We start from the raw sequence: 25,014 nt of genomic DNA on the forward strand, positions 1-25,014 counted from the left end.
TGCATACGAATGGATAAACAGTTTGTGCCGTAATTGTATGCATACCGGAATAATGGAGTTACCAACTATTTAGCACTGAGTATTCATCGTTTGTGTAAAGATCCAAGGGTATTCTTTGTTGAAATTATATATGTTTCCTCCAATTAAATGGAGATTATGTTTCAACAATAAACAGACAACTCTTGCCTGGTCTTCCCGGTTTTTATCATGAAAAACATTGAAAACAAAAACATTGATGATCGTATAGAGGCAGCCCGGAAGAAAATAGTATTATCCTTAAGGCTCTTTTTCGCGCGGAAAACCAAACAATGTCTCAATCATCAACCATTCTCAGAACCCGTCACACTTGCTGGCATAGCGATAATCGTGGGTGTTGCCAGCGCAGCAGGAGTATGGCTTTTTAAACAGATGTTCAGTCTGCCATTTAGAACGGTATTTGGCGGATTTAACATCCCTGTTGAACTCTTGCATCATAATTGGATAGTCATTCTTCTACCTGTTCTTGGCGGTATCAGTGTGGGATTAATCGCACAATTTATTATCGGCAAAGAGCGATATCCCGGAATATCAGGGGTCATGGAAGCAGCGGCATTAAATGGAGGACGGCTGGAGTGCAGGAAAATGCCGGTAAAAACAGTTGCCTCTGCCTTGTCAATCGGCTCCGGGGCGTCAGTTGGCCATGGGGACCCATCTGTACAAATTGGAGCGACACTGGGCTCAATGTCTGGACAATTAATGCGGCTTTCTGATGAACGTGTGCGTTCGCTTGCTGCCGCGGGTGTAGCAGCGGGTATTGCCGCCAGTTTCAATGCGCCCATTGCCGGTCTTTTTTTCGCTTTGGAAATTATCATAGGTAAATTGAACGTTAACGCGTTTGGTATTGTCGCTCTGGCATCAGTAATATCTTCTGCAGTTACGCAAGCGATATCGGGTAATCAGCCTGCATTTCAGATTCCGGCTTATGAATTGAACTCACTATATGAACTGCCGTTTTATCTGGGGCTAGGCTTACTGGCCGGACCTTGTGCTGCATTCTATGTTTACCTACATCATTTTACCCGGGCTATGTTCGATAAATGGCATATCCCCCGATGGATCAAACCAGGAATTGCGGGCCTGGCAGTCGGGATCTCCGGATTTTTTTTACCACAAATCTTTGGTACCGGTTATGTAACCATTGAAGATATTTTAAACGGTAAGTCATTTTCTGTTTCATTATTGCTTTTTCTGGTTTTTGCAAAACTAGCGCTAACTCCTGTTTGCATTGGCAGCGGCTTTTACGGCGGAGTGTTCACCCCCGCTCTTTTTTCTGGTGCTGCGCTTGGCGGAGCATATGGGCTTGTTATTCAACAGTTTTTTCCATTTCTCGATATTTCCCCGCCAGCGTTTGCAATGGTAGGGATGGCTGCTGTTCTGGCAGGAACAATCCATGCGCCAATAACGTCTTTCATCCTGCTCTTTGAAATGGTTCACGACTATCGAATTATTCTACCATTGATGTTTGCAGTAAATGCCAGTTTATTCCTGTCATGGCATTTACAAAAAGACTCGGTTTACACTCTGGGGCTAACACGCAGAGGTATACGTCTGAAACAGGGACGGGATATTGACATCCTGGACACAATCACCGTAGGGGAAGTTATGGTTACGGATGTTGTTCCCCTGCAAGAATCAGATTCGTTAGAAACAACAATAGATTTATTTATACGAACACGGAACAGCGGTTTGCCTGTAGTAAATAACACAGATGAATTAATCGGTATTCTTACCGCGCAAGACATTGATCGCGCCAGCAATGAGGAGAATAAAGCGGTTTCTACCGTCGGCGAGTTCTGTACGCGAGACCTGCTTCTTGCCTATCCCGATGAGACGATAGCGGAAGCGCTGCAGCGTATCGAAATACGCAACATTGGCCAATTACCCGTTGTATCACGCAATAATCCAAACCGTTTAGTCGGTTTATTGCGCGACACTGACATTGGACGGGCTTATGATCTGGCATTGACCCGCCGTAAGAAAATCCGATATTATCCTCCAGCATCCTAGGGAGGCAAAATAACCAAACATCTTTATCTGGTATCAAGAGGCCAGTTATAGAGTTTGGTGTGTGAGATTAAAAAGGGGCAATCTTTATTGCAAATGATGCGAAAAAAATTACAAAAACATGTCCTCATGCAAATAGGGAAAGAATTTTTTATAGAGTAATACTTTAATAGAAGGCTGGCATGAAATACAAAAAATTAACAGATCAAATTAAAATACCTGCAATAGGCCTCGGTACGTGGCGTATAGGAGGAAATGTTGAAGCAGATACCACCCAGAATAAAGAGCATATTTCTGCAATAAAAACTGCAATCAAGTTGGAAATAACTCTTATTGATACCGCAGAATCATATGCAAAAGGTCATGCAGAAGAATTGGTTGGCAATGCAATTCAGGGTTTTGATCGAAGCGGCTTATTTATTATTTCTAAAGTTTCTCCTGAACACCTGAAACATAATGATCTCATTGAATCTGCCAGAATGAGTTTGAAAAGGTTAAAGACCGATTACATTGATTTGTATCTGATTCATTCGCCTAATCCGGAGATTCAAATCCAGGAAACCATGCGGGCTTTGGATCATTTGATTGAACTAAAACTCATTCGTTTTATCGGTGTGAGTAATTTTTCTGTTGAACAGATAAAAGAAGCACAGAGATACACAAAAAACAAAATTGTCGCTAACCAGGTTGAATACAACCTGCTTACCAGAAATAGCGGTCATGTTACCAATGATATGGAATCTCGGATAATTCCCTATTGTCAGAAAAATAATATTCTCGTTATTGCATGGAGGCCTCTTGCAAAAGGTGAGCTGGCAAGGCCCGGGTTTAAACTCCTGGATGAATTAGCCAAAAAATACAATAAAACTCAGGCCCAAATTTCCCTGAATTGGCTGATTTCGAAAAAAGGGATTGTTGCCGTAACGAAATCATCAAAAACCGGCCACCTGAAAGAGAATCTTGATGCAATGGGTTGGAGCTTAAAACTAGAGGATGTTGATAGATTGAATAATGAATATATATTGGCATGAAAAGGAATTGAGGAATTAAAAGATAAGAATGATCTCTTACAGCAGTTGAACGATTCAGAAAACAAAAAGAATGAGGAGATGCTAACGTAGCTCCTTATAGATTCGTTGAATTCTTTCTTTATCAAGTTGCTAACTCATCAAGTACATCTGAAAACAGATCAGCAGATGACGACTTCATAATGCCTTCGGATGACAAGATAAAAGTATCTTTTATTTCAACATAATTTCTAAATTCAGATAAGATAGATCTGAAATACGTGTCGTACTCGGTTAAATTTTTAAATGCGTATTTTATTATGTGTGTTACATCAGTTTTTTGTATTGAATAAGATCTAATCGCATTTTTTGGTTTAATAACTTTATCTAATTCATTGTTTTTGAACCGATTAAATGCGCTTGGTAATATTTTAATCAAGGCAACTGCATGTATACCTAATCCCAGTTTTTCATAGTCTAAATGCATTTCACAACTTCTTATAAGATCCTTTTCATTGAGATGGTTTCTTATCTTGCCTACTCCCTGTGCTGTTAATTTAAGCTTATTTGCAATATCACTGTTGGTACTTAAAGGGTCTTTTACCAGCAGTTTAAGTACGCCCTTTTCATTCTTCGTTAGTTTCATAATTATGGAATAAAGCTTTATTCATCTAAAAATAATTTCATTTTGAAACCATAATAAAATCATGTTTCCTTTTTGTACAAAACTAGCGAATTAAATACCATTCTCAAAAGTAATTAAACCTGTTTATGTTAAAAAATGCTTATGGCAACTTTTGTTTAAGAAGTTGGTATCTGCCAGAACACATTTAAGTCTATATAAAATAATACTTTAAAAAAATATAGTAGAAAGGCTGGTTTGAAATGTACCGTATGAAATTATTATGGAATTATATTTTTTATTCTGCTGGCAAAAATAATTTGTTCTTAAATTTTTAAGATAGTTGGCAGATATCTACCAATGATTAGGTTTTCCTGGCACTTTTAAGAAGATTTTATTGCTTTATATGGTCTTTCTTTGTAGTTAGTAGCCTGCTTAATACAAAGTTTAATTCTATAATATATAAGTTTGTTACTAAAACAAGCTTAATGCTGATTTTTGTTTCATTCATAGCCACAAGAAATAAATTTTTACAATTGGAAACAAAATTGTATTAATTGGTGTAATATAGTAACAAGGGGTAAATAAGTCAAAAAAATATAACGCTTATACTCGATATATATACTGAATGAAAAATATTAGCTTTAAAAAATCAGAATATACATTGGATATACATTTTTAGCTAATTGTAGAGCAATTGATAAAAGAAAAGTTGATTTGATATTGTTAAGTAGCTGATACCAATTATTGCCCGGCATAAGAAATGTTTTTGTACGGAAATTACCTCTCACATGTTAGGTGGAAGATCCCTGGATCCATTGCGAGTAATAATCTTGATTAAGATACACCCTTCTCCGATCAAGAGATATTGAAGAATGGCATATCCTGAAATTTTGTACATAACATGGAGATGTGCCGGGCCATTTTAATAGTTGGTATTACAATATGGAGAACAAAACATGAATGAGGACAAAAGCACAAAGGGATTCTGGATCATATTCGCTATGATTTTGATACTTCTACCACTTTTTATGTTTTCTCGTGAAGCAAAAAGAAAAAGAGATAAGAAAGCAAAAGAAGAGATTGTTCGCCAGAAAGAAAATGCATCAGAACTAATTCCTATTGATAAAGACGAAGGAATGAATATTGTTGAAGAAAAAGATGATGACAATGAGTCACTTTATACCAGTGCGTCAAAATTCAGGATGCATATGAAATCTCTCAGTGACTATGATGATGAGTTGGCAATTTCAATCGAAAGGCAAAGTTGGGATGATATCGGCAAGTACGCAATGCTTCTTAAGAATACTTCCCCACTGCTCTTTACCGGTAAGGGCAAAACAGAACTACCAAAAGAATTCGTTATGCTGGATGCCTTATTCCATTTTCAGTCACTTGCGGTGGCAGAAGCGTCACAATCAAGAGAAATGGTGAAGATGAATATAGAATACGAGAAATTACAAAAAACATGCGATGATTGCCATGAACGGTTTAAAGAAAAAGGGTGATGTACGAGAATAGACACTCTATAAGTCCTCATCCATTACTGTGCTGGGGTTGTTTATTTGATAATGAATATTAATGATTATAGAAAGGTGAATTAAATTGATGATGAGCCGTACCGCTTACGCTATTATGATTGTTTTTTTATTGTTTATACAACAGGTTATTTCCGGTTGTTCGACAACAGTGACAAAAAGTTTACAAAAGGATAATATGCATAAGACAGAAGTGGACTTGGTTAGCAGGAATCTCTACCAGAGTAAATGTGTTCTATGCCACGAACTGCCGAAAATTAATGAATATACCTCAGATGAGTGGACAAGCATTATTGACTACACACACGATACAAAGGCTGCAAGAAAGTTTATAACGATAGAAGAGGCGGAAAAGATAAAGAGTTATCTTAAAAGCATGTAACAGACAGCATAACGAGTTTTTTATACCCACAGGCTGACAATGCCATAAGGGTTCATTCAGTTGGCAGAGAAATGAGGATTTAGTTACAAGTATAATAAAAAAACGACCAGAATAATTAAGAGGTTGAACCGATGAGTAACATGTTTGCGAAGAAACCAAATATAGAAGAGATGATAATGGAAATAGTTGAAAAACAAATGTCTGTGAACAGGGAACGTATTACTCATGAAACAGCATTTATAAATGATCTGGGAGCTGATTCACTTGATTTAGCGGAGCTTCATATGGAAATTGAGGTCGCATTTGATTTGGAAATATCAAACGAAGATGCTGAAATGATACTTACTTTTGGTGATGCGGTTGATTACATTAATGAACATACATAGAGATGAAGCAAGGAAGAACATTATAAGTGTTAAATGTCGTAATCTTTCAGTGTGTGAACAAATGGGTAAACCTGGTGCCGCGGTACATATTTCATAGATTAACCTGTTGCTGGTTGAGTTTTTCAAAATATTTATCACTTCGTTTGCTATAAATTTAAATGATAACTTTTTGGAGGTAATACAATAAATGGCTAAGATTGAAAGAGGAACAATAAAGCATGGGATTTTTTCTCATCTCAAACAAGACATTCCGGCAAGTATTGTAGTACTGTTTGTAGCACTGCCGCTTTGTCTCGGAATCTCATTGGCAAGTGGAGCGCCTCTGTTCTCAGGTCTTATTGCCGGAATAATTGGTGGTATAGTTGTGGGGTCTATAAGCGACTCCGCCCATGGAGTCAGCGGCCCGGCGGCAGGCCTGGCTGTAGTTGTGTTTGAAGCGCTGCATTCAATGTCTTTCGAGATATTTTTACTTGCCGTTGTCATAGGGGGAGCGCTGCAAATAATACTGGGTTTATCTAGAGCAGGAATTATCGGATATTTTTTCCCCTCTGCGGCTATAAAAGGGATGCTCTCCGGTATCGGTATCATCATCATCCTGAAACAGATACCTCACGCGTTTGGATATGATAAGGAGTGGATGGGTAATGATGCTTTTGTCCAATTGGGCGGTGAAAACACGTTTACATTAATTGGAAAAGTTCTTCTTGGACATATAACACCTGGAGCAGTATTAATTGCTGCTATTTCAGTAGCGATTTTGTTGTTATGGGAATTGTATCTGACAAAAAAATATCAAAATGTGTTTAAATTAATACAAGGACCAATCGTCGTAGTAGCGGCTGCTATCTGTTGTCAGTTGATAACAAAAAATTACTTTCCTCAATTTACTTTAGGTTCAGAGAACCTGGTAAGTGTGCCGGTTGCCGGCAGTTTATCATCATTCTTTGGCCTGTTTACCTTTCCTGATTTCAGCCAGTTAGGCAATAAGGCCGTTTATATTTTAGCTGTCACAATTGCGATTGTTGCCAGTTTAGAAACACTTTTGTGTGTGGAGGCGACTGATAAACTGGATACCCACAAGAGAGTTACGTCAACCAACCGGGAGTTGTTTGCCCAAGGTGCCGGAAACATGCTTTCAGGAATGATTGGCGGGTTGCCAATTACACAGGTAATCGTTCGAAGCTCTGCCAATATGCAAGCCGGTTCAAGAACGAAACTATCTACCATTCTTCATGGGATTTTTCTGTTGATATGTGTAGCGCTACTTCCAAGTGTACTTAATCTTATACCCTTATCCGCTCTTGCATGCATTTTAATAATGGTCGGATATAAACTATCTAAGCCCAGTATATTTGTAGAGACATATAGACTGGGATGGGATCAATTTCTGCCGTTTATCGTCACTATTCTTGGGATTGTATTTGTTGATCTACTCGTGGGGCTTGGACTTGGGTGTTCAGTAGGCGCTGTTGTTGTCTTAATCCGTAACTACAAAAATTCTCATTTCTTACATATACACCCAGGTGAAGGAGAAAAGCAGTTAATAATTACCATGGCTGAAGATGTCAACTTTCTCAATAAAGGGGCAATTATAAAAGAACTGGCCAGAATACCTAAAGAGACAGATCTGACCATCGATATGAGCAAATGCTATAGCATTGATTATGATGTTAGAGAAGTCGTAGAAGATTTCATTAAATCAGCAACCGATAGAGGTATTAATGTAAGACTGAAACCGCCATTGGTGAAAACTTATGGTAAAGAAGATATCTATTCTGAAAACTTGATAAATGGATATTAGCTCTACCAGTCAATAAGAAAGCACAGCCGGTATAAAGATCGTTTGAAATGTTGTGAGAAAAAAAATTCACGTTTTGTACAAAACTTAATACCGAACAGAAGCTTCAGTCGCATTTTTTAAATGGTGAGAAGTGTTATTTTCGAAAACTAAATAGGAGAATTTTCATATGAAAGTATTAAAGCATCTTTTTGATAACAACAGGAGCTGGGCAGAAAAAATAATAGAAACCGATCCTGATTTTTTCTCAACGCTTTCTAAACAACAAAAACCTGACTACTTATGGATTGGTTGCTCTGACAGCCGTGTACCCGCAAACCAAGTTATTGACTTGTTACCCGGTGAAATCTTTGTACACCGTAATATTGCTAATCTCGTAATACATACCGACCTGAGCTGTTTATCAGTTATTCAATTTGCTGTTGATGTATTAAAGGTAAAACATATTATAGTTTGTGGTCATTACGGTTGTGGAGGCATTAAAGCCGCTATGGATAATAACCAACATGGGCTGATCGATAATTGGCTACGGCACGTTAAAGATGTGTACCGCATTCATGAAGACAAATTTGACTTATATCTAAGTGATAACGAGAAACATCAACTGCTATGTGAACTTAATGTAGTTGAGCAGGTAAACAATATATGTCACACAACAATTGTTCAGAATGCGTGGGACGCTGGACAGGAGTTGACAGTTCATGGCTGGGTGTACAACCTTGAAATTGGTCTATTAAAGGATTTGAATGCTTGCATCTCCAGTAAAGAAGAAGAGAGAAACAAGTTTCACACAAAGGAAATTATTGATTCCTTTAAATAAATCAATATTGTTTTTTCCTGATTTAATGTATATGAATTTCATTGTTGATAACACTTCGGCTCCCCGGCCGGTACGGCCGGGGAGCCGAAGGATAGTATTTCGTCGCGGAACAACTTAACTTCACCAATAGTCTCTGTAAATGAGCCAAAAACGAAACAGGTTACCGATCTGATTATTATTTCAACACATCATAGAACTATTTAAAGAATAACCGGTTTGAGAGAATTTAAAGATTTCAAATATTATCGAGTATTAATTTTAAGTTGCGAATTTTAAACCTGTCAGGATTATCTGGAATTGAATACGATAAAAAAAATAATTTAAATCAATTTCTTATTATCATCATGATGGGGTTAGTATCGATGCTCTCAGCAGAGGCGGATGACAAACACCCCAGTTATAATCTCTTCCGTTACAATGAAGACTGGTCGGAACTTGCCCACAAAGAGCAACTCAAATCAACTGATTTTTTTGACCCTGTTAAATATATTCCTTTAAACCAAAGTGGCTCGAACTGGCTGAGTTTTGGCTTTGAAGAACGGGTTCGGGTAGAAAAATGGAGCGATTTCCAGTTTGACCCTTCGGGGACGAAAGATAATCAAGATGCCTTTGTTCTCAATCGTATTCGTACAAATGTTGATTTGCACCTGGGACCCAATTTGCGCCTGTTTGCAGAATTAAAAAGCGCGATCGAAGGCTTTCGAAGTTTGCCCAGTAACAGGCGAAGGCAAGACAGAGACACGATCGATCTACAGAATCTCTTTGCGGACTTCACCTCACCCTTAGGGGCAGTTTTATCCGGTGACAATCGGATTGTCCTGCGTGTCGGTCGTCAGGAAATGGCGCGTGGTAGTGAGCGGTTTATTGGCAGCAGAAATTTCGCCAATGTACGTCAATCCTTTGATGGGATTAACGCAATGCTGTATGCGGGTGGATGGAGGTTTTCAGCCTTCGGGCTTCGCATTGTCAGAGACTTGTCTCTTGGAGAAGTCAAACCCGATTCTTTCAATAATTTTAACCTACCCGACAGCAATTCGGGATTCTTTGGAATTTATGGTGAGGGTTTCGTTCCCTCCTTGCTAAGTAATGCGATCGGTTTCGGCCCTATGGGCCTCGATCTATACGTGCTTAGAAGAGATGATGATCAGGTTTTTAACGGAACTGGCGGAAATTCTGACCGTTATGCTGTTGGCGGACGCCTTCACGGCAAATTTCCCATGGCTTCGTTTGGTTATGAGATTGAAGGGGCGTATGAGTTTGGCAATATACACCGGCAGGGCCAGGACGCGGATATCAACGCCAGTATGTTTACCGTCGCGCTGAACTATCAACCAACGCAGAGAACTCCCCTCGCGGTTGGCCCGGTTGACCTCAAAATGATTCAGATTGGTTTTGACTATGCGAGCGGTGATAACAACCCGGGAGGTGATGTTCAGACATTTGACCCTATGTTTCAGACTCGTCATAAATTTTTTGGATTTATGGATTTCATTGGCCGCTTCAATATTATGGACCTGCGCCCCCGCATCGATTTTAGCATTGGAAAACGCACGACTTTCCGCATTGATCAGCATATATTTTGGCGCAGTGAAAAACAGGATGCGCTCTATAGCGTATCCGGCGGCGTGATCGCCCCTGGAAGGACGGGAAGCAACAGGTATGTGGGCACGGAAACGGATCTGACTTTAAAGCATCGGCTTAATCGTCATACTGACATTGAAACGGGATTTAGCCACTTCTATACAGGTGATTTTCTGGACAATGCCGCACTCAGTGAAGATTCCGATTGGTTCTACTTGATGATGACTTACACTTTTTAACCCATTTGTTGGCGTGAAGCGCCAATGAATAGAGGCGTCTTAAACGACCCCGCAGCCTTAGTTGAAAAAATGATTTGCAGCATTTAACTCGTGTCATGCCCGAGTACGTTTTGCGGCGACAGTGCGTTCAGGATGATTAAAGGAGAGGGGAAATAGACGATGGTTTAATCCTGAAACGAATGAGTTGAAGTCATTCATATTTCTGCTTTTTTTAAATAGCAACCCCCACCTCTGCTTTGGAATTTTATCACAAGTATTAAGAGTCAGTTAAATTGTATTGTTGGTTTATTTTTTGAAAAAATTTGAGAGGATTGAAATGAAACAATCATTGATAGCAGTAATAATTATTATAGCGGTTACTATATCCATTACTTCCTGTAAAAAGCCAGAGGAAGTGAATGTTAAGAGCGTTGAGAGCGGACAAAATGAATATCTTACAGATTTCAGATTAGTCAAGGAAATGAAAAAAGCTGCCATGGCAATGAAGAGGTTAAGCCGGGGGGTAAAAGATAATGATTGGATGGAAATAGATATATGGACACATGAAATTAAAGAAGGTATCGGCGATAAGTGTGTGGAGCTTTATAGGGCTGAAAACAATGATGTTCCAAGTGAATTCGTAGCTTCGCGTGATAAATTTGCCAAAGCGGTAGACAATCTAATACTTTGCAGCAAAAATCATGACGACAGTAATTCACAACGAGATTATGATATGCTGAAAGAGTCTTGTGATGAATGCCATGAGATATTTAAAAAGGAATTAGAAGGTGAATTGAAAGTTAATAAAATAACAAACACTTCTCCAAAAACATGACCGAATGCTACTGATCAAAATTGAGAAAACAGAAACACGATTATACGATGAATGATGAATGATGTAGAAAATAATTTAAAGGAAAGGATAAATGGATGGAAACCACTGTGAATTCTGATTCGGAACTGAAGCAAGAGACTCTTCAGCGCAAAAAACAATCTGGCTATCGTTGTCTCGGAAAACAGAGAGACGGAAACTATTCACTGTGCGTTGGTGTCCCGACAGCCTGTTTTTCAGCAGCGCAATTTCGCAAAATCTCAGACATTATTGAGAAATTTGCTTCCGTTGGACATTTCTCAACAGCTCAAAGCCTGATTATCGTTGGAATTCCGGAACACAAGTACTACGAGGCCAAGCGGGCAGTTCTTGATGCAGGCTTTGAAATTCGTTCCATCGGCAAAGACGTTCGTCAGGTAAAGAGTTGCACGGGAGCGGATTTTTCACCATTTGGACTTCAGCGTACGATGCCATTGGCAACCGAATTGGAAAAAATGTTTCGCGGCCTTCCCACGCCAATGAAGTTCAAAACTAGTGTTTCCGGTTGCCCAAACTGTTGCGCAAACACCAAGTTGAACGACTTTGGTATTCATGGAACGGTTGATGGGTGGAAGATTTTCGTTGGTGGTAAGATGGGCGCATCTCCTGTAATTGCGGAGGAACTTGCTTCGAGAGTACAGCCTGATGATGTGCCGAAGTACCTTGCGGCGGTACTGAGAGTTTACAACAAGGAGGCTCAACCAAATGAGAGGATCGCGAAGACTATATCCCGTCTAGGCTTTGAGACATTCAAGGCAAACGTTCTGTCAATGCTTAACACCCCATTCGACGATCTGATAAAGAGCGCGAAGGATGCTTACGAAAAAGCCGAGGCTTGCAATTGTATAGGTTAATTGGAGAACCGAAAGTAGAAAACTCATCTTTAAAATCTTCACCGCCGTGAATAACGGGTTATCGGGCAATGGCCCTGGAAGGAGAAGATAGGGAGAAAGCGACAGAATACCTGGAAAGCAAAGGAGTTGAGATAACCTGGGGCCCCCATTGGATTTGGGAAATTCAGTGAGGGCAGAGTTTAAAGACATTGACGGATTTGATATTGAACTGAGACAGTGGAAATAAAAGAAAGGGTTTCTATCTCGTTAAATGCATTCGTGCGTATTTTTAAGATCAGAATTGACCTTTATTGTTTATGATTATACTTTTCTTCCAATTTCTTTATGTAGATCAACCCTGGTTGTCCAGGTCCCAACCACCACCCAACGCCTTATATAATGAGATAAGATTCTTGCTTACCCTGGCTTCGCTAATGGAAAGCTGATCCTGAAAGGTAAATAAAGTTCGTTCCGCATCCAGGAGATTATTAAAATCAGTTAATCCGTTTGTGTACTGAATCTTTGCCAGCTTTACTGTCTTTTCCGCAGCTTTGACTGTTTTCTGGAGAGTATCTCTTCTGTTCATTTCACGGGAATATGAGATAACAGCGCTTTCAACTTCTTCCAGGGCGGAAAGAACTGTATTGTGGAAACGATAGAGTGCCTGTTTTTCCCGCTCGTTTTGAGCCTTGATGTTATTTCTGATTTGACCGGAAGAAAATATGCGCCATGTCACTGACGGGCCAACTCCAAAGGTCTGACTCCCTGGTTTAAACACATCTCCTCCATTAGACGCGCTAAATCCAAAGGAATTTTTGAGAAAGAACTTAGGATAGAGATCAGATTCAGCTACTCCTATACGGGCTGTTTCCGCTGCTAAAGCCCGCTCAGCCATACGGATATCAGGTCTTCTTCGTAAAAGTGCGGCAGGCAGGCCGATCGCAACTTCTTTTGGCGGTACCGGAATTGAACCTATTCCGGTTAATCGGATATTGAGCGCGCCCGGTTGTTTTCCCGTCAAGACGGCTATTCGATTTAACGCATGATTCAGTTGTTCTTCAAGAACAGGAATTTGTGCGCGTGTGTTTTCCAGATTTGTTTCAGCTTGCGCGGTATCTAGTTCATCCGTAAGCCCCGAATCAAAACGTGCCTTTGTCAATTTCAAGGTTTCTTCCTGAGTTTTGACATTGGCTTTGGCAATCCCTAAACGGTTCTGAGTGTTTCTTAACTCTATATAATTTACCGCAAGCTCCGAAAGCAGGGTTACCATAATATCGTGCAGCTCGGCATGGATTTCGTCCACTTCTGCAGTGGCTGCTTCAACCGAACGTCTTACGCCTCCAAATATATCAAGTTCCCACGCGGAATCGAATCCGGTAGAATAGATTTCCATGGGAATCGTTTGTCTCTTGTTAAAAGAGACATTCTTAATGCCTGTATCAGTAGTCTCTGAATTTCTGGTTTTTGAGTACGACCCTAACGCATCAATTAACGGAAACAGATTAGCGTTGGCGACAGCACGCCGGGCTCGTGCCTCTCTTACTCTGGCAACCGCGATTTTTATATCGTAATTTCCGTCAACCGCCTCTCTTATCAATTTATTTAGTTGCGTGTCTTCAAAACTTGTCCACCAATGTTTCAGCTCAGATGGCTTTGAGACCAATCCACGTTCCAGGCCGGTCTGCCAATCCTCACTCACCATTGTACGAGGTTGAATGTAATTTTTCCCAACCGCACAGCCGCTGAAAGTGAATATGAGCAGCAATGCCCCTGTGACATGTTGAAAACGTGTTACAGATCTCATTTTATCTTTCAGATCAAACATCAGGCCTAATAAAATTGGAATAAGAATCAATGTGAATATAGTGGAAATAAACAACCCCCCCACCACAACCGCGCCCAATCCGCGGTAAAGTTCTGAACCGGAACCAGGCATTAACACCAATGGCAGCATACCACCCACCGAGGTTGACATACTCATGAAGATAGGACGGACACGGCTTTCAACCGCCATTGAAATTGCTTTGCGTGGTTCCAGTTTCTTGTCATATTGCAAAAAGTTCAATGTTTGAGCGACAATTAAAATCGCATTGTTAACAACCACACCCGCCAGAATGACGAATCCGATAATAGTAAGAACGTCCATGTTTTGTACAGGCATGTAACGGTCAACTTCACTCCAGTAATGAACTAATGATAAGCCCAGAAATCCACCAAAAGTGGCTAACGGAACACTGAACATGATCACAAATGGATATATCCAGCTCTGGAATAAAATACACATGAGCAAGTATACAATCATAACGGCGAGGAATAACGCGCTTGACAGCATTCCTGATGCGCTTCCGTCTCCAAGCAACGCCTCCTTCACTTCGGTCAACTTGCTTGCGGCACCTGCCAATTGAATCTCTACACCGGGCAGAATTGCATTTGCCTTCTTTAGTTCAGCCACCTTCTGGTTTATCCCGTTGATTGCCTTCTGAAGCGGCATGCCTTTCGGTGGAGTAAATTCGAGCGTTACGGCTCTCTGGCGGTCTACTCGTTTAATTTGTTCAGGTGCTCTTCTCCACTTAAAATCTGATATCGTGTCCAGGTCCAGAATAACCCCGTCAGAAGTAGTCATTTTCGCGTCACCAAGATTTGTAATCGTGGTTTGATCAATGGCGTCCTTAGAAATCAATTTTAAATCTATGATATCTCCGCCAAGATCATAATCACCAATAAGTGCTCCGTCGCTATTTGCCTGGATTGTCAGTCCAAGATCTTCAACGGTCAGATTAAGATCTGTCATCCGGTCAAGATCAGGTATTATCTGCAGCTCCGGAGCCGGCACATTAAAATTTACCGGATCAGGACGGACGGCAAAGGATCCATACTCTTGAACCAATGTCCCAAACAAAGCTGACGCGGACTGACTGACATCTTCCAGATCAGAGCCAACCAGATCAATCTTTACGGCGCTTCCCGAGCTGCCGCCCATACGAAATAGTGGACTTTGAAACGCAAAGGAATAAACACCCGGAAGCGTGTCCTGTGTTGTCGAAGCTTTAAATAACGATACCAGATCCACGACACGTCTGGGATCTGCGCTGATACACCCGTGAAAAAGCGTCGCTCCTTTTCTTCCTCCTCCCTGAAAGTAATGCTTGATCGGCGGAGGGGTGATAGAGGGAGAATTCGGAACAATATCTGAAGGTACTTTATACAACTGACTGTCCATGCCATTCGGGTTTGCTCCCGCTTCCCAAAAAGGGCGTATTTTTTTTTCGACACGCTCTCCAAGCTCTCTAAGTTTTTTCACATTATATCCCGGAGGAGGTATCATAATTCCGAACGTTAAATTTCTATTTCCGGTAGGCAAATAATCAATAGGGGGAATAGTTACAATGATTCCCAGCAGAGTCACAATGATGAAAACAGAAATTATCAAAACTCTTCTCATCATGCTTCCATTCAACCAATATACCAGTTTGTACAGATATCGGGAAAAGTTAGAGAGATAGTAGTAGACAGTCCTGAAAAGGTTGGTGATTCCCGCAAGTTTTCCGGGTGACACAACCATCGGTTTTTCGATTTGTGTTTTTTTCTGCTCTACGTACTTTTTTACACCCACCTTCAAAAACAGCGCTGCACCGCATGGCACTACGGTAATCGACACTATGTAGCTTAGCCCTACCGCGGCAATAATGGCTAATGCGATGTCCCGCATAAGCTGCCCTGATGTTTCCTGTATTAAAAGGATGGGGATAAAGACCAGCAAGGTTGTCAGTGTAGACGCCAATACCGCGCCGCTTACCTCTGTCGCACCGTCCAGAGCCGCTTTGGTTTTAGATTTTCCCATTTCCATGTGCCGAAAAACATTTTCCAGCACAACGATAGAGTTATCGACAACCATCCCAACGGCAAAAGCCATTCCTGCCAGACTTATAACATTAATACTGCGACCCAGAGCGACCATGACTACTATAGAACCAACTATTGAAATTGGAATAGCAATGGCGATAATGCCAATCGATCGAAGAGATCTCAGGAAGGTGAGCAGTGCGATCACGGCAAGTATTCCTCCAATAACAATACTACTCTTGACAAGATCAAATGCCTGATTGATGTAATCGGTCTGGTCATAGACTTGAAAGAGCTCTAACCCTCCTTTGATTCCATACGATTTTGCATAGCTATCCAGAATTCCGCCTTTGGCTTTAATCCTTTCTGCCTCTTCTTTCAGCTTTGCCATAACCTCCATTACGTTGGCACCAGGCTCTTTCTGGAAATTCATTGCCAATATATTTTGCCCGTTGGATCGAACAAAATCTGTCTTCTCTTTGAGCGTTTCTACTACCGTTGCAACATCCCGTACGTAAACCGACCCTGATTCATCCTGTCTTATTATAGTATCAAGGATTTGATCAGGTGAACTGAACCTGCCCAGGGCGCGAACACGGATATCCAGTTTACTTTGTGCCATGGCGCCTGCTGAAAAGTTACGGTTTGTTGCCTGTATAGCGCGAATGAAATCCGGAACGGTTATCCGGCGTTGAGCCATCAGCACCGGGTCAAAGTGAATCTGGGTCTCTCGTTCTCTTCCCCCCAGAACATTACTTTCTGAAAGCCCCGGCACTCTTTCCAGTATTGGCTTTACCCTGTCTTCGACAAAATCTTTCAGGGCTTGTATATCAAAATCAGGGTCAGGGGTTCTCATCAGAAACCATGCGATGTAGTCATTACTTTCAGGATCTGTAGCATCTATAACCGGTTCGTCAACATCCACAGGATAATTGGGAACCTCTCTTAACTTATCACTTACTTCGCGCAGAGCGGTGTCTTTGTCAACGCCTGTTGCGAACTCCAGACGAATTTGACCTTGTCCACGCTGACTGACACTGCTCATACTCCGCAAGTTTGACAATCCCTGAAGTTTTTCTTCCTGATCATCAATGATCTCCGATTCGACCTCTTGGGGACTTGAGTTCTCCCAACGGGTAGTAACTGCAATGACGGTATCCTCCACTTCCGGAGTCATTTGAACAGGAACTCTTGTAATTGCAATAATACCCGCAATGATTATCAGTATAATACCAACGGCAACGGTAATGGGCTGTTCAATTGCTTTTTTAATAAGATTCATTTTTATCCGCTTTTAAGATGGTTACCGGTGACATGGGACGCAAACGTTCATTGCCTTCGACTACAATTAAATCTCCTTTCCTGAGATCGCTTGATTCAATACAGAGGCCATCATCTATTGCAAAATGCACGCGCAGAGAAACGGGAACGGCGACAGAATTCCCATCGCTTCCCTTGCCTATCTTGTATGCAAACTCGCCTCCCGAATCCCTCATAACAGAGTCGGTGGGAATAACCAGATAATCACCCTTTTCATTTGTTGGAATTGTGGCTGTTACGCTCATCCCCGGAGCAAAAAAATATTTCTTCGATTTCAGCACGGCTATCAGAATATAACGTCTTGAACGAGGGTCGACATCCGGAATGACTTTAATATCCTCCGCTTCAACCTGAATATTCCGCTCTTTCAAATTAACAGTAATTGTTTTCAAAGATTGAAGCCTTTCCATTGAAAAATTCTCAGACACCTCGAAGACGGCTTCAATAGAGCCGCTTGATATCAGTGTAACTATGGGACTGCCCGGATTAACCCACTCACCTGTTTCTGCGTGTTTTCTGACAATATTTCCGTCAAAAGGCGCGCGTATCACGGTATCATCCACTCTGACCTTAAGGAGAGAAAGACGTGCGCGGGCAAGTTCATAATCACTTTCCGCTGCCTTTTGTGCTGATTTTGCAACGGCAAGAACCATTTTTGCGCGCCGGATAGCTTCCTTACTGACTGCTCCTACAGCTAATTTCTGCGACTTGGTTCTCCGGTTTAACTCTTCCTGATAGGTTGCCAACTCAGCTTTTCGCTGTTCGATGGTGGCCAGTTTTATTTGAACGTCATGGTCTGCCTGTTCCACTTCAAGTTTAAGCTTCCGGGAATCGAGCTCTGCCAATATATCACCCTTTTTTACTATCTGCCCTTCCCTCCTGTCAGCCGTAACGACAAGACCTGACTCCTGGCTCGCAACATCTGAGCGTTGGTATGCGCGCAGGTTTCCGGTAACGGTACGGCGTATTTCGGCGCTCTTGAATTCAACCGGTTTGACTTTTACTGCAGAAGCTTGACCTTGAGCGAATGTGATCGTTGTTAAAAGAGTTGTGCAGGTTATCGCCAAAAGTATATTCGACACCTTGATAATTAATGCTTTAAACATTAATGCACCCCTGACATTATCCTTGTGAAAACTTACACTACATAGAATCTGTTTCATGACTTGTTTCAACTTTTTACTCCTTCCATAAACAAGGTAAAGATATGTTCTGGAAGAAATTCAGTAATAGGTTTTTTCCTTTTTTCTGGTGAGATCAGTCTTGTAAAGATGGGTTCATAAGTGAAATAGTAAAGGATCATACCTATCAAACTGAATGTTGAAAGCGTTGAGTCGTGCTTCCTGAAGGTCCCTTTCTGAATGCCCTCCTTGATTATGTCATGTACAAGGTCGAAATTCTTTGAAATATATTTTTTTACAATGATATCAATGTGTTTTGATTGGGATATAGTCTCTCTTAGAATAATCCTGTGAAGGTCTTTATGGTGATGAAGGAAGGTAATATATATCTTTATAATATCGTATATCTTCTCTTCAGGTTCTTTTCCTTGAGCAACTCCTTCCTTCAGGGACTGAAAAAAACTTTTAAAAGCATCATCAATAACATTCTGATGGAGCTCTTCCTTGGTATTGAAGTAATAATAGACCATTGCAATATTAATACCTGCTTTCCCGGCGATTTCCCTTACAGTAGTCAATGCAAAACCCTGCTTTGCAAACAGTACTTTGGCAGACCTGAGGATAATTTCCTTACTGTTTTTTTGGGTCTCTTGACTTTTTTTATCTGCCACCTTCTCGCTCCTTTTACATTTTTCAAATAATTCAGATTTTAGTATTATATCAACTAAACGCTTGTTTAACTAATCTATTTTTATTTGTTTCCTCAGTCAAATAAATTCTTCTGTGTTGAGATTTATTGATATGGTTTTTAATATAATGTATACTGCTACCGGATTTTAACGAGAAGTCTATTGTTGGTTCATTCAAATATTGTTATATTCGTCGTCGACGGTTTGAAAATTAGAGTAGACATTTATCATAGGAGAATTAAACATATGTGCAACAAATCAAACGTGCTGAAGATTTTTTATCTGTTTTCATTCTCAGGACTGTTAGTTTTTGGTACCGTGCGTGCGGGGGCTCATGAGTTGCACAGAGAGAATCAGGCTTTGGCCGGGAGTTTTGCATATGTACAGCAGAAAACAGTTGAAGAGGAAAAACAGCACCAGCCCGATGTAAAGCTAAGTCCGATCATAACAGCGGCAAATCAATTCTGCGTCGAATGCCATAAAAATCTGACACCGGCTCTGGTAATGGAATGGGAGCGATCACGTCATGCTCAAGAAGGGGTAGGGTGCGTTGATTGCCACAATGCTGACAAGGGAGAAATAGACGCCTGGCAGCACATGGGAGCCTTGATTTCTACATTAGTTACACCTAAAGACTGCTCAAGCTGTCATGTAGAGGAGTATAAAGATTTTTCAAGAAGCCATCACGCAAAAGCTGGAGAAATCTTTGCCAGCATGGATAATGTACTTGCTGAACAGGTTATTGGTCTTCCATGGAATAATGCAGATGCTGTTAATGGATGCTGGCAGTGTCATGGAAGTATAATTAGATTTCAACGTAATGATAATGGTGAAATATTGCGGGAAGGAGGAAAACCTTTATTTGACCCTGATACATGGCCAAACAGTGGGATAGGCCGGTTAAATCCGGATGGTTCAAAAGGTTCGTGTCACGCATGCCATTCGAGACATTCATTTGAGGCAAAACTGTCCAGAGCACCTGAAAATTGTGGTAAGTGCCATATGGGCCCTGATCATCCACAGATAGAAATTTATAGAGAGTCAAAGCATGGAATTGCATATACCGCTAATATTGATCACATGGCACTGGATAAAGAAGGCGGCTGGGTGCTGGGAAAGGATTATTCGGCGGCCCCGACTTGTACTACCTGCCATATCAGCAGCTATATGACGTCTGAAGGACAGCATAAAGCCAGTAATCATGATGTTGGAGAACGAATAAGCTGGACACTTCGGCCGGTAGTCAGTACAAAGATAAATATGGTTGTATATGAAGATGGATTTAAGGAAGATTATCCTGATACCCGGCAATTACCTGAGATTGGCGAAGAGGTTCTGGTGACAGAAAAAAACTTACAGGAGGAAAAGTTAGTTACGAAAATTGTTTCAAAACGGGTTGTTGAAATTGTGACCTGGCAGGAACGGCGCGAAAAAATGAAAGGTGTATGTAGGAATTGCCATAACCAAACTCACGTCGATAATTTTTACCATCAATTTGATAATTTCGTGAACCTTTACAACGAGAAATTTGCAAAACCTGCACAGGCAATGATGAATTCGCTGATTGAAGATGAAGTCTTAAATACAAATGCCCCGTTTGAACATGAAGTACAATGGGTTTTTTGGGAATTATGGCACCATGAAGGTAGAAGAGCACGACATGGAGCAAGTATGATGGGTCCTGATTATGCTCACTGGCACGGATTATATGAGGTGGCAAAACACTATTATGTGAAATTTTTACCTTCTGTTATTAAAGCTGCTGCCCAGAAGAGTGATAAGATGAAGATAAAATATGAACAAAAAATTAAGAAATTGCTGCAGCAGCCGGAGCACGCATGGGTTAAGGGCCTTTCTGAAGACGAGATAGAAGTATTAAAATCGACATATGAAAATCGTTATAACTGATAATAATTGAAGTGGTGTTTAGCATTTGACAGAATGATAATGAAACAGAATATCAGGGATTAATAAGAGCTATCCATGTTATATTTAAATCGAGGAGAGACAAGGTGTTTATTTCGATAAAGACACATATCATTTTGTTATTAATTTTTGCTACATTACTTCCAGTTGCCTTACTCAGATGTTTTATGTATCCATTAATACAATCTGATTTCAAAACTATGGCTATGGATAACCTCAAAGTCATCGGTCACAAGCAGACAGACTTAGTGAATACCTGGATGCATGAAAGACAGAAGGATCTCATTCTGATTTCCAACAATCCCTATATAATTAACTGCAAAAATTTTACGGTAAAGGATAGTGAGTATCAAAAAACTATCTGGTTTCTGGAAAATATTGTGGAAGAGTATGGTTACAAGGAAGCCTTTGTATGCAATGATAAAGGGGTGATCACACTTGCTACGTCTGGAGATCGTGTCGGTGAAAATATATCACAAATTGATTTTTTCAAACAGGCAATTAGGGGAAAAACTTTTGTATCACGCATCATACCTTCAAAAGTTTCGCTTATAAACTGCTTTGAAGAAGAATTGGGATTGTCTAACATATTTGTCGCGTCGCCTCTGAAGAATGAGAAGGAGGACATAATTGGTATTGTTGCCTTAAGAGTTGATGTGGAGATGCTAAGTAATTTAATACAAGGCCAAACCTATGGGAAAACCGGTAAGATCTCTCTTGTTGATAAGGACGCACACATGCTTGATGAATCGAGGATTATAAAAGTGCTGAGGAAAATAGAGCTGGTAAGAAGAAGGAGCGCTTTGGGATTGAAATTAATTACAGACAATCCCAGTATGGTTAACAGTGTAAATGACACATTAAAGGATAGCGAGTATCAAAAAACTGTTCGGTACCTGGATATGCTTGTCGCTGAGTGCGGCTACAAGGGAGCCTTTGTCTGCAATGATAAAGGGGTGGTTACCATTGCTGCGTCTGGAGATCGTCTCGGTGAAAATATATCAGAAATGGATTTTTTCAAACAGGCAACTCAGGGAAAGACTTTTGTATCAAGCATCATACCCTCAGAAATTCCACTTATAAATGAGTTTGATAAGGAAGAATTTGGATTACCCACCATGTTTATCGCATCACCTCTGAAGGATGAGAACGAGGCCGTAATTGGTGTAGTTACCTTAATGGTTCATGTGGACATACTGAGTAATTTAATACATGGTCAAACGTATGGGAAAACCGGTGAGACCTATCTTATTAATAAGGAAGCCTGCATGCTTACTGAATCCAGATTCACAAAACAACTGAAAAAAACCGGATTAGTAAGAAAAAGAAGTGCTTTGGAATTGAAATTAATTGAACCGAAAACCGGAGAACTAACCTATAGTGTTAAGCAATGTCTGGCGGGTAATGTGGGTTCTAACTCTAAAGGATATAATGATTACACGGGCATATCTGTTTTGGGAGTATGGGACTGGTTACCTGAATTTAATTGGGGCGTTATTACCGAAATCGATAGAGCTGAAGCCTATGGTGCCGCTTACAATCTTAAATACATTGTCATAGCATTGATGTTGATTGTCGTGTTTCCCTGCTTGTTCGTGGCTTATTTCTTTGGGAAAAAACTATCCAGTTCTATTATTCAGCTTAAGGAAATAACTGAAGATATCACCGAAGGGGATTTAACCAAAAAGGCAGAGATAAAGAGTAATAACGAAATCGGAGCATTGGCAACGTCCTTCAATACTATGACAAAGAATTTTTTCGAGAGGACGAAAGAGACAACAAAATCAGAGAAAAGGTACAGGAAAATGTTTGATACTCTCAAAGAAGGTGTATATCAATGTGAACCCGGAGCTGAAGGGGTTTTTACCTGGGTTAATCATGCCTGTGCTGAAATGTTTGGTTACAATTCCCCTCAAGAGATGTCAGGAACAAAGGTTACTGATATTTACGTAAACCCGGGAGATAGTTTACGACTTAAAGAGAAACTGAAAAAATATGAGATATGGAGAAATTTTGTCTCTTTTTGTAAGAAGAGAAACGGTGAACATATGTATACAGAGCAAACCACGAATCTGGTTAGTAATGAAGAAGGCAAGCCTGTTATTATTGAAGGTATAATAAGGGACATTACAGGAAGAAGGCGGCTTGAGGAAGAGTTACAGGAAAATGAAGTACGTTATAGAGATTTATTTAATTCTCTTAATGAATGTGTGTACCAATGTGAACCCGGTGCAGAGGGATCGTTTACCTGGGTAAACCAGGTCGGAGCGGAAATGTTTGGTTATAAACATCCCAAGGAGATGATTGGCACAAAGGTAGAGAATATTTATGTAGACAAGGAAGAGAGATGGCTGTTTGCTGAGAAACTTGAAAAATATGGTGTATGGAAGAACTTTGTCTCTATTTGTAAGAAGAAAAATGGTGAACGTTTTTATACCGAAAGTACTGCTCATCTGGCAAGGGATAAGGACGGCAAATCTGTACTTATTGAAGGCATAATCAGCATTATTCATGAGAGAAAAAAACCAAATAAAACATAGAGTCCGGTAATAAATGACAAAACGTATTCCCGTAAATTTACACATACCCAGATTCTTAGAGATTTCAAGAAGAAGTCTAAAAACATATAGAGACAGAGGAGCACTTGTGCATGCTCTATAAAATAATCACCTTACTCATTCCCGTTTTTTTAATATTTTAAGGGTAGTCCCTTTCTCATCTGACCACTTCATAAACCCAGACACTTTTTTCTTTGCCTTTCACCCTCACCGGTTTTAATTTTTTCGCATGAACAATTTTTTCTACATGCTGATAAGTGCTCTGGCTGATGATTATACTGGTTCCCAATTCCTTATTAAGAGACTCAAGACGTGACGCAAAATTTACGGCATCACCTATAATCGTGTATTCCATCCTCTCTGTAGAACCGATGTTTCCTACAATAACTCGTCCTGTGTTAATACCAATACCAATTCTTAACTCCTCCCTGTCTTTTTCTGCTTGCTTTAGATTGAATTTTTCCAATTTTTTCATCATTTCCAGAGCGGTCATTACCGCTCTTTCAGCATCATTGCCATGACGTATCGGAGCCCCAAAGATAACCAGAATACCATCACCTATAAACTTGTTCAAAGTCCCTCCGTTCCTGGAGATCACTTCTACCATCTCAGAAAAGTAATCGTTAAGCAGGCTTACTACTTCGTTTGGCTGTAACCTCGCTGCAATACTGGTAAAATTTCTAATGTCTGAGAAAAGGATCGTAACTTCCCTTTCCTCTCCACCTAGCTTTAAATCTCTTCTTAGCACATCTTCCACTACCTCTCCAGTGGCATAACGGCCAAATATGCTTTTGATAAACTTTTTTTCCTCCTCTTCTGTGATGGCCTGAATAACCAACTCTTTTGATCGATGACCGATATAGCCGGAGACCAGGGCAGTCCCCCCTACAAGTGAGGCCTTGAACAGAGTATGCATGATCCCTCCTATGATAATGAGATAGCCGCTGTAAATATCATAAAATCCCAGTCCAAAGACGACTAAAATGCTGACTACGGCACAATAGAGAGAGATCTTGAAATCAAAGCGGAGACCGCTGAGAGCGTTGAGTAAAAATATGATAAAAAATGGCGGCGCCTCTAATAATCCAGTAAAAACATATGGTTTGCCCATTCGAGACACCCCTACAAGTATTACAACCACGTAGATTAAATCCAACGAAGTATGAATATATTTTCCCATGGACTGATGTTCCTGCTTTACAAAACTATGCCGTAAGAGGAAGCTAAAAAGCAAATAGAAAAGAGAAGTAGGCGCAATCACCAAAAAGGTTTCATGCGCCGGTTCTCCTATCCACAGACGTGAGATCGTCATCATAGTTACCATTAAGGCCAATATCATCATTCGAGCAAAGTAAATCTTTTTCTCGTTCTTTATCTCTTCTCTGAGGATGATATCTGCTATCGTTTGTGCAATATCTGAATTCATATTCGTTTTATTTTGATCTTTGCGAGCCAAAT

Annotated in this window: 17 protein-coding genes; 12 read left to right on the forward strand and 5 right to left on the reverse strand. The window is 40.4% G+C overall.

What is annotated here, in order from left to right; all coding sequences use genetic code 11:
* Positions 1-207: 207 nt before the first annotated feature.
* Both SCALIN_RS13065 and SCALIN_RS13070 read left to right on the forward strand, forming a co-directional pair.
* The gene (locus SCALIN_RS13065; protein WP_096894915.1) at positions 208-2,046 is read left to right on the forward strand and encodes a chloride channel protein; all 1,839 of its coding nucleotides are present in this window, start codon (positions 208-210) and stop codon (positions 2,044-2,046) included.
* Between the two features lie 179 nt (positions 2,047-2,225).
* Positions 2,226-3,074, forward strand: coding sequence for an aldo/keto reductase (locus tag SCALIN_RS13070; RefSeq protein ID WP_096894916.1), 849 nt, complete (start codon positions 2,226-2,228; stop codon positions 3,072-3,074).
* Positions 3,075-3,195: 121 nt separating this feature from the next.
* Here SCALIN_RS13070 and SCALIN_RS13075 read toward each other — a convergent pair whose 3' ends face one another.
* The gene (locus SCALIN_RS13075; RefSeq protein ID WP_096894917.1) at positions 3,196-3,696 is read right to left on the reverse strand and encodes an Lrp/AsnC family transcriptional regulator; all 501 of its coding nucleotides are present in this window, start codon (positions 3,694-3,696) and stop codon (positions 3,196-3,198) included.
* A gap of 935 nt (positions 3,697-4,631) precedes the next feature.
* Between SCALIN_RS13075 and SCALIN_RS13080 the strand changes: the two genes are divergently transcribed.
* From SCALIN_RS13080 to SCALIN_RS13115, 8 genes are all read left to right on the forward strand, one after another.
* Entirely contained in the window at positions 4,632-5,180 is a 549-nt protein-coding gene (locus SCALIN_RS13080; RefSeq protein ID WP_096894918.1) for a hypothetical protein, read from the forward strand.
* A gap of 100 nt (positions 5,181-5,280) precedes the next feature.
* A complete protein-coding gene (locus SCALIN_RS13085) occupies positions 5,281-5,592 on the forward strand; it encodes a hypothetical protein (RefSeq protein WP_096894919.1) in 312 nt (103 codons plus the stop codon).
* A 140-nt stretch (positions 5,593-5,732) separates the two neighbouring features.
* Complete coding sequence (gene acpP, locus SCALIN_RS13090) at positions 5,733-5,978, forward strand: acyl carrier protein (RefSeq protein WP_096894943.1); 246 nt, start codon at positions 5,733-5,735, stop codon at positions 5,976-5,978.
* A gap of 187 nt (positions 5,979-6,165) precedes the next feature.
* Positions 6,166-7,779 (forward strand): SulP family inorganic anion transporter, encoded by a 1,614-nt coding sequence (locus tag SCALIN_RS13095; RefSeq protein ID WP_203415489.1) that lies wholly within the window; start codon positions 6,166-6,168, stop codon positions 7,777-7,779.
* A 166-nt stretch (positions 7,780-7,945) separates the two neighbouring features.
* Complete coding sequence (gene can, locus SCALIN_RS13100) at positions 7,946-8,596, forward strand: carbonate dehydratase (RefSeq protein WP_096894920.1); 651 nt, start codon at positions 7,946-7,948, stop codon at positions 8,594-8,596.
* Positions 8,597-8,859: 263 nt separating this feature from the next.
* Entirely contained in the window at positions 8,860-10,416 is a 1,557-nt protein-coding gene (locus SCALIN_RS13105; protein ID WP_096894921.1) for an alginate export family protein, read from the forward strand.
* 316 nt (positions 10,417-10,732) lie between these two features.
* Positions 10,733-11,230, forward strand: a complete 498-nt coding sequence (locus SCALIN_RS13110; RefSeq protein WP_096894922.1) for a hypothetical protein — start codon at positions 10,733-10,735, stop codon at positions 11,228-11,230.
* A gap of 95 nt (positions 11,231-11,325) precedes the next feature.
* Complete coding sequence (locus tag SCALIN_RS13115) at positions 11,326-12,120, forward strand: nitrite/sulfite reductase domain-containing protein (RefSeq protein WP_096894923.1); 795 nt, start codon at positions 11,326-11,328, stop codon at positions 12,118-12,120.
* A 331-nt stretch (positions 12,121-12,451) separates the two neighbouring features.
* Here the strand turns inward: SCALIN_RS13115 and SCALIN_RS13120 are convergent, their stop codons facing one another.
* From SCALIN_RS13120 to SCALIN_RS13130, 3 genes are all read right to left on the reverse strand, one after another.
* Positions 12,452-17,224 (reverse strand): efflux RND transporter permease subunit, encoded by a 4,773-nt coding sequence (locus SCALIN_RS13120; RefSeq protein ID WP_096894924.1) that lies wholly within the window; start codon positions 17,222-17,224, stop codon positions 12,452-12,454.
* Positions 17,211-18,368 carry an efflux RND transporter periplasmic adaptor subunit gene (locus SCALIN_RS13125; RefSeq protein WP_162532308.1) on the reverse strand — a complete coding sequence of 386 codons (1,158 nt, stop codon included), beginning with the start codon at positions 18,366-18,368 and terminating at the stop codon, positions 17,211-17,213. The genes SCALIN_RS13120 and SCALIN_RS13125 overlap by 14 nt, the downstream gene beginning before the upstream one ends.
* A gap of 65 nt (positions 18,369-18,433) precedes the next feature.
* The gene (locus SCALIN_RS13130; RefSeq protein ID WP_133111900.1) at positions 18,434-19,054 is read right to left on the reverse strand and encodes a TetR/AcrR family transcriptional regulator; all 621 of its coding nucleotides are present in this window, start codon (positions 19,052-19,054) and stop codon (positions 18,434-18,436) included.
* A 264-nt stretch (positions 19,055-19,318) separates the two neighbouring features.
* Here SCALIN_RS13130 and SCALIN_RS13135 point away from each other — a divergent pair, with 264 nt between their 5' ends.
* Both SCALIN_RS13135 and SCALIN_RS13140 read left to right on the forward strand, forming a co-directional pair.
* The gene (locus SCALIN_RS13135; RefSeq protein WP_096894927.1) at positions 19,319-20,980 is read left to right on the forward strand and encodes a multiheme c-type cytochrome; all 1,662 of its coding nucleotides are present in this window, start codon (positions 19,319-19,321) and stop codon (positions 20,978-20,980) included.
* 104 nt (positions 20,981-21,084) lie between these two features.
* Positions 21,085-23,538: a PAS domain S-box protein gene (locus SCALIN_RS13140; protein WP_096894928.1), complete on the forward strand. Its 2,454-nt coding sequence runs from the start codon at positions 21,085-21,087 to the stop codon at positions 23,536-23,538.
* Positions 23,539-23,713: 175 nt separating this feature from the next.
* On the opposite strand, the gene SCALIN_RS13145 is transcribed toward SCALIN_RS13140, so the two are convergent.
* A complete protein-coding gene (locus SCALIN_RS13145) occupies positions 23,714-24,982 on the reverse strand; it encodes an adenylate/guanylate cyclase domain-containing protein (protein ID WP_096894929.1) in 1,269 nt (422 codons plus the stop codon).
* Between the last annotated feature and the right edge of the window lie 32 nt (positions 24,983-25,014).

This window comes from Candidatus Scalindua japonica, assembly GCF_002443295.1.
Lineage (GTDB): Bacteria > Planctomycetota > Brocadiia > Brocadiales > Scalinduaceae > Scalindua > Scalindua japonica.

Bases quoted from the DNA above. Each gene is read 5' to 3' on its own strand.
- SCALIN_RS13080 (WP_096894918.1), top strand. From the start codon at position 4,632: ATGAATGAGGACAAAAGCACAAAGGGATTCTGGATCATATTCGCTATG.
- SCALIN_RS13145 (WP_096894929.1), bottom strand. From the start codon at position 24,982: ATGAATTCAGATATTGCACAAACGATAGCAGATATCATCCTCAGAGAA.
- SCALIN_RS13115 (WP_096894923.1), top strand. From the start codon at position 11,326: ATGGAAACCACTGTGAATTCTGATTCGGAACTGAAGCAAGAGACTCTT.
- SCALIN_RS13135 (WP_096894927.1), top strand. From the start codon at position 19,319: ATGTGCAACAAATCAAACGTGCTGAAGATTTTTTATCTGTTTTCATTC.
- SCALIN_RS13095 (WP_203415489.1), top strand. From the start codon at position 6,166: ATGGCTAAGATTGAAAGAGGAACAATAAAGCATGGGATTTTTTCTCAT.
- SCALIN_RS13075 (WP_096894917.1), bottom strand. From the start codon at position 3,696: ATGAAACTAACGAAGAATGAAAAGGGCGTACTTAAACTGCTGGTAAAA.
- acpP (WP_096894943.1), top strand. From the start codon at position 5,733: ATGTTTGCGAAGAAACCAAATATAGAAGAGATGATAATGGAAATAGTT.
- SCALIN_RS13085 (WP_096894919.1), top strand. From the start codon at position 5,281: ATGATGAGCCGTACCGCTTACGCTATTATGATTGTTTTTTTATTGTTT.
- SCALIN_RS13065 (WP_096894915.1), top strand. From the start codon at position 208: ATGAAAAACATTGAAAACAAAAACATTGATGATCGTATAGAGGCAGCC.
- SCALIN_RS13120 (WP_096894924.1), bottom strand. From the start codon at position 17,224: ATGAATCTTATTAAAAAAGCAATTGAACAGCCCATTACCGTTGCCGTT.
- SCALIN_RS13125 (WP_162532308.1), bottom strand. From the start codon at position 18,368: ATGTTTAAAGCATTAATTATCAAGGTGTCGAATATACTTTTGGCGATA.
- SCALIN_RS13110 (WP_096894922.1), top strand. From the start codon at position 10,733: ATGAAACAATCATTGATAGCAGTAATAATTATTATAGCGGTTACTATA.
- SCALIN_RS13070 (WP_096894916.1), top strand. From the start codon at position 2,226: ATGAAATACAAAAAATTAACAGATCAAATTAAAATACCTGCAATAGGC.
- can (WP_096894920.1), top strand. From the start codon at position 7,946: ATGAAAGTATTAAAGCATCTTTTTGATAACAACAGGAGCTGGGCAGAA.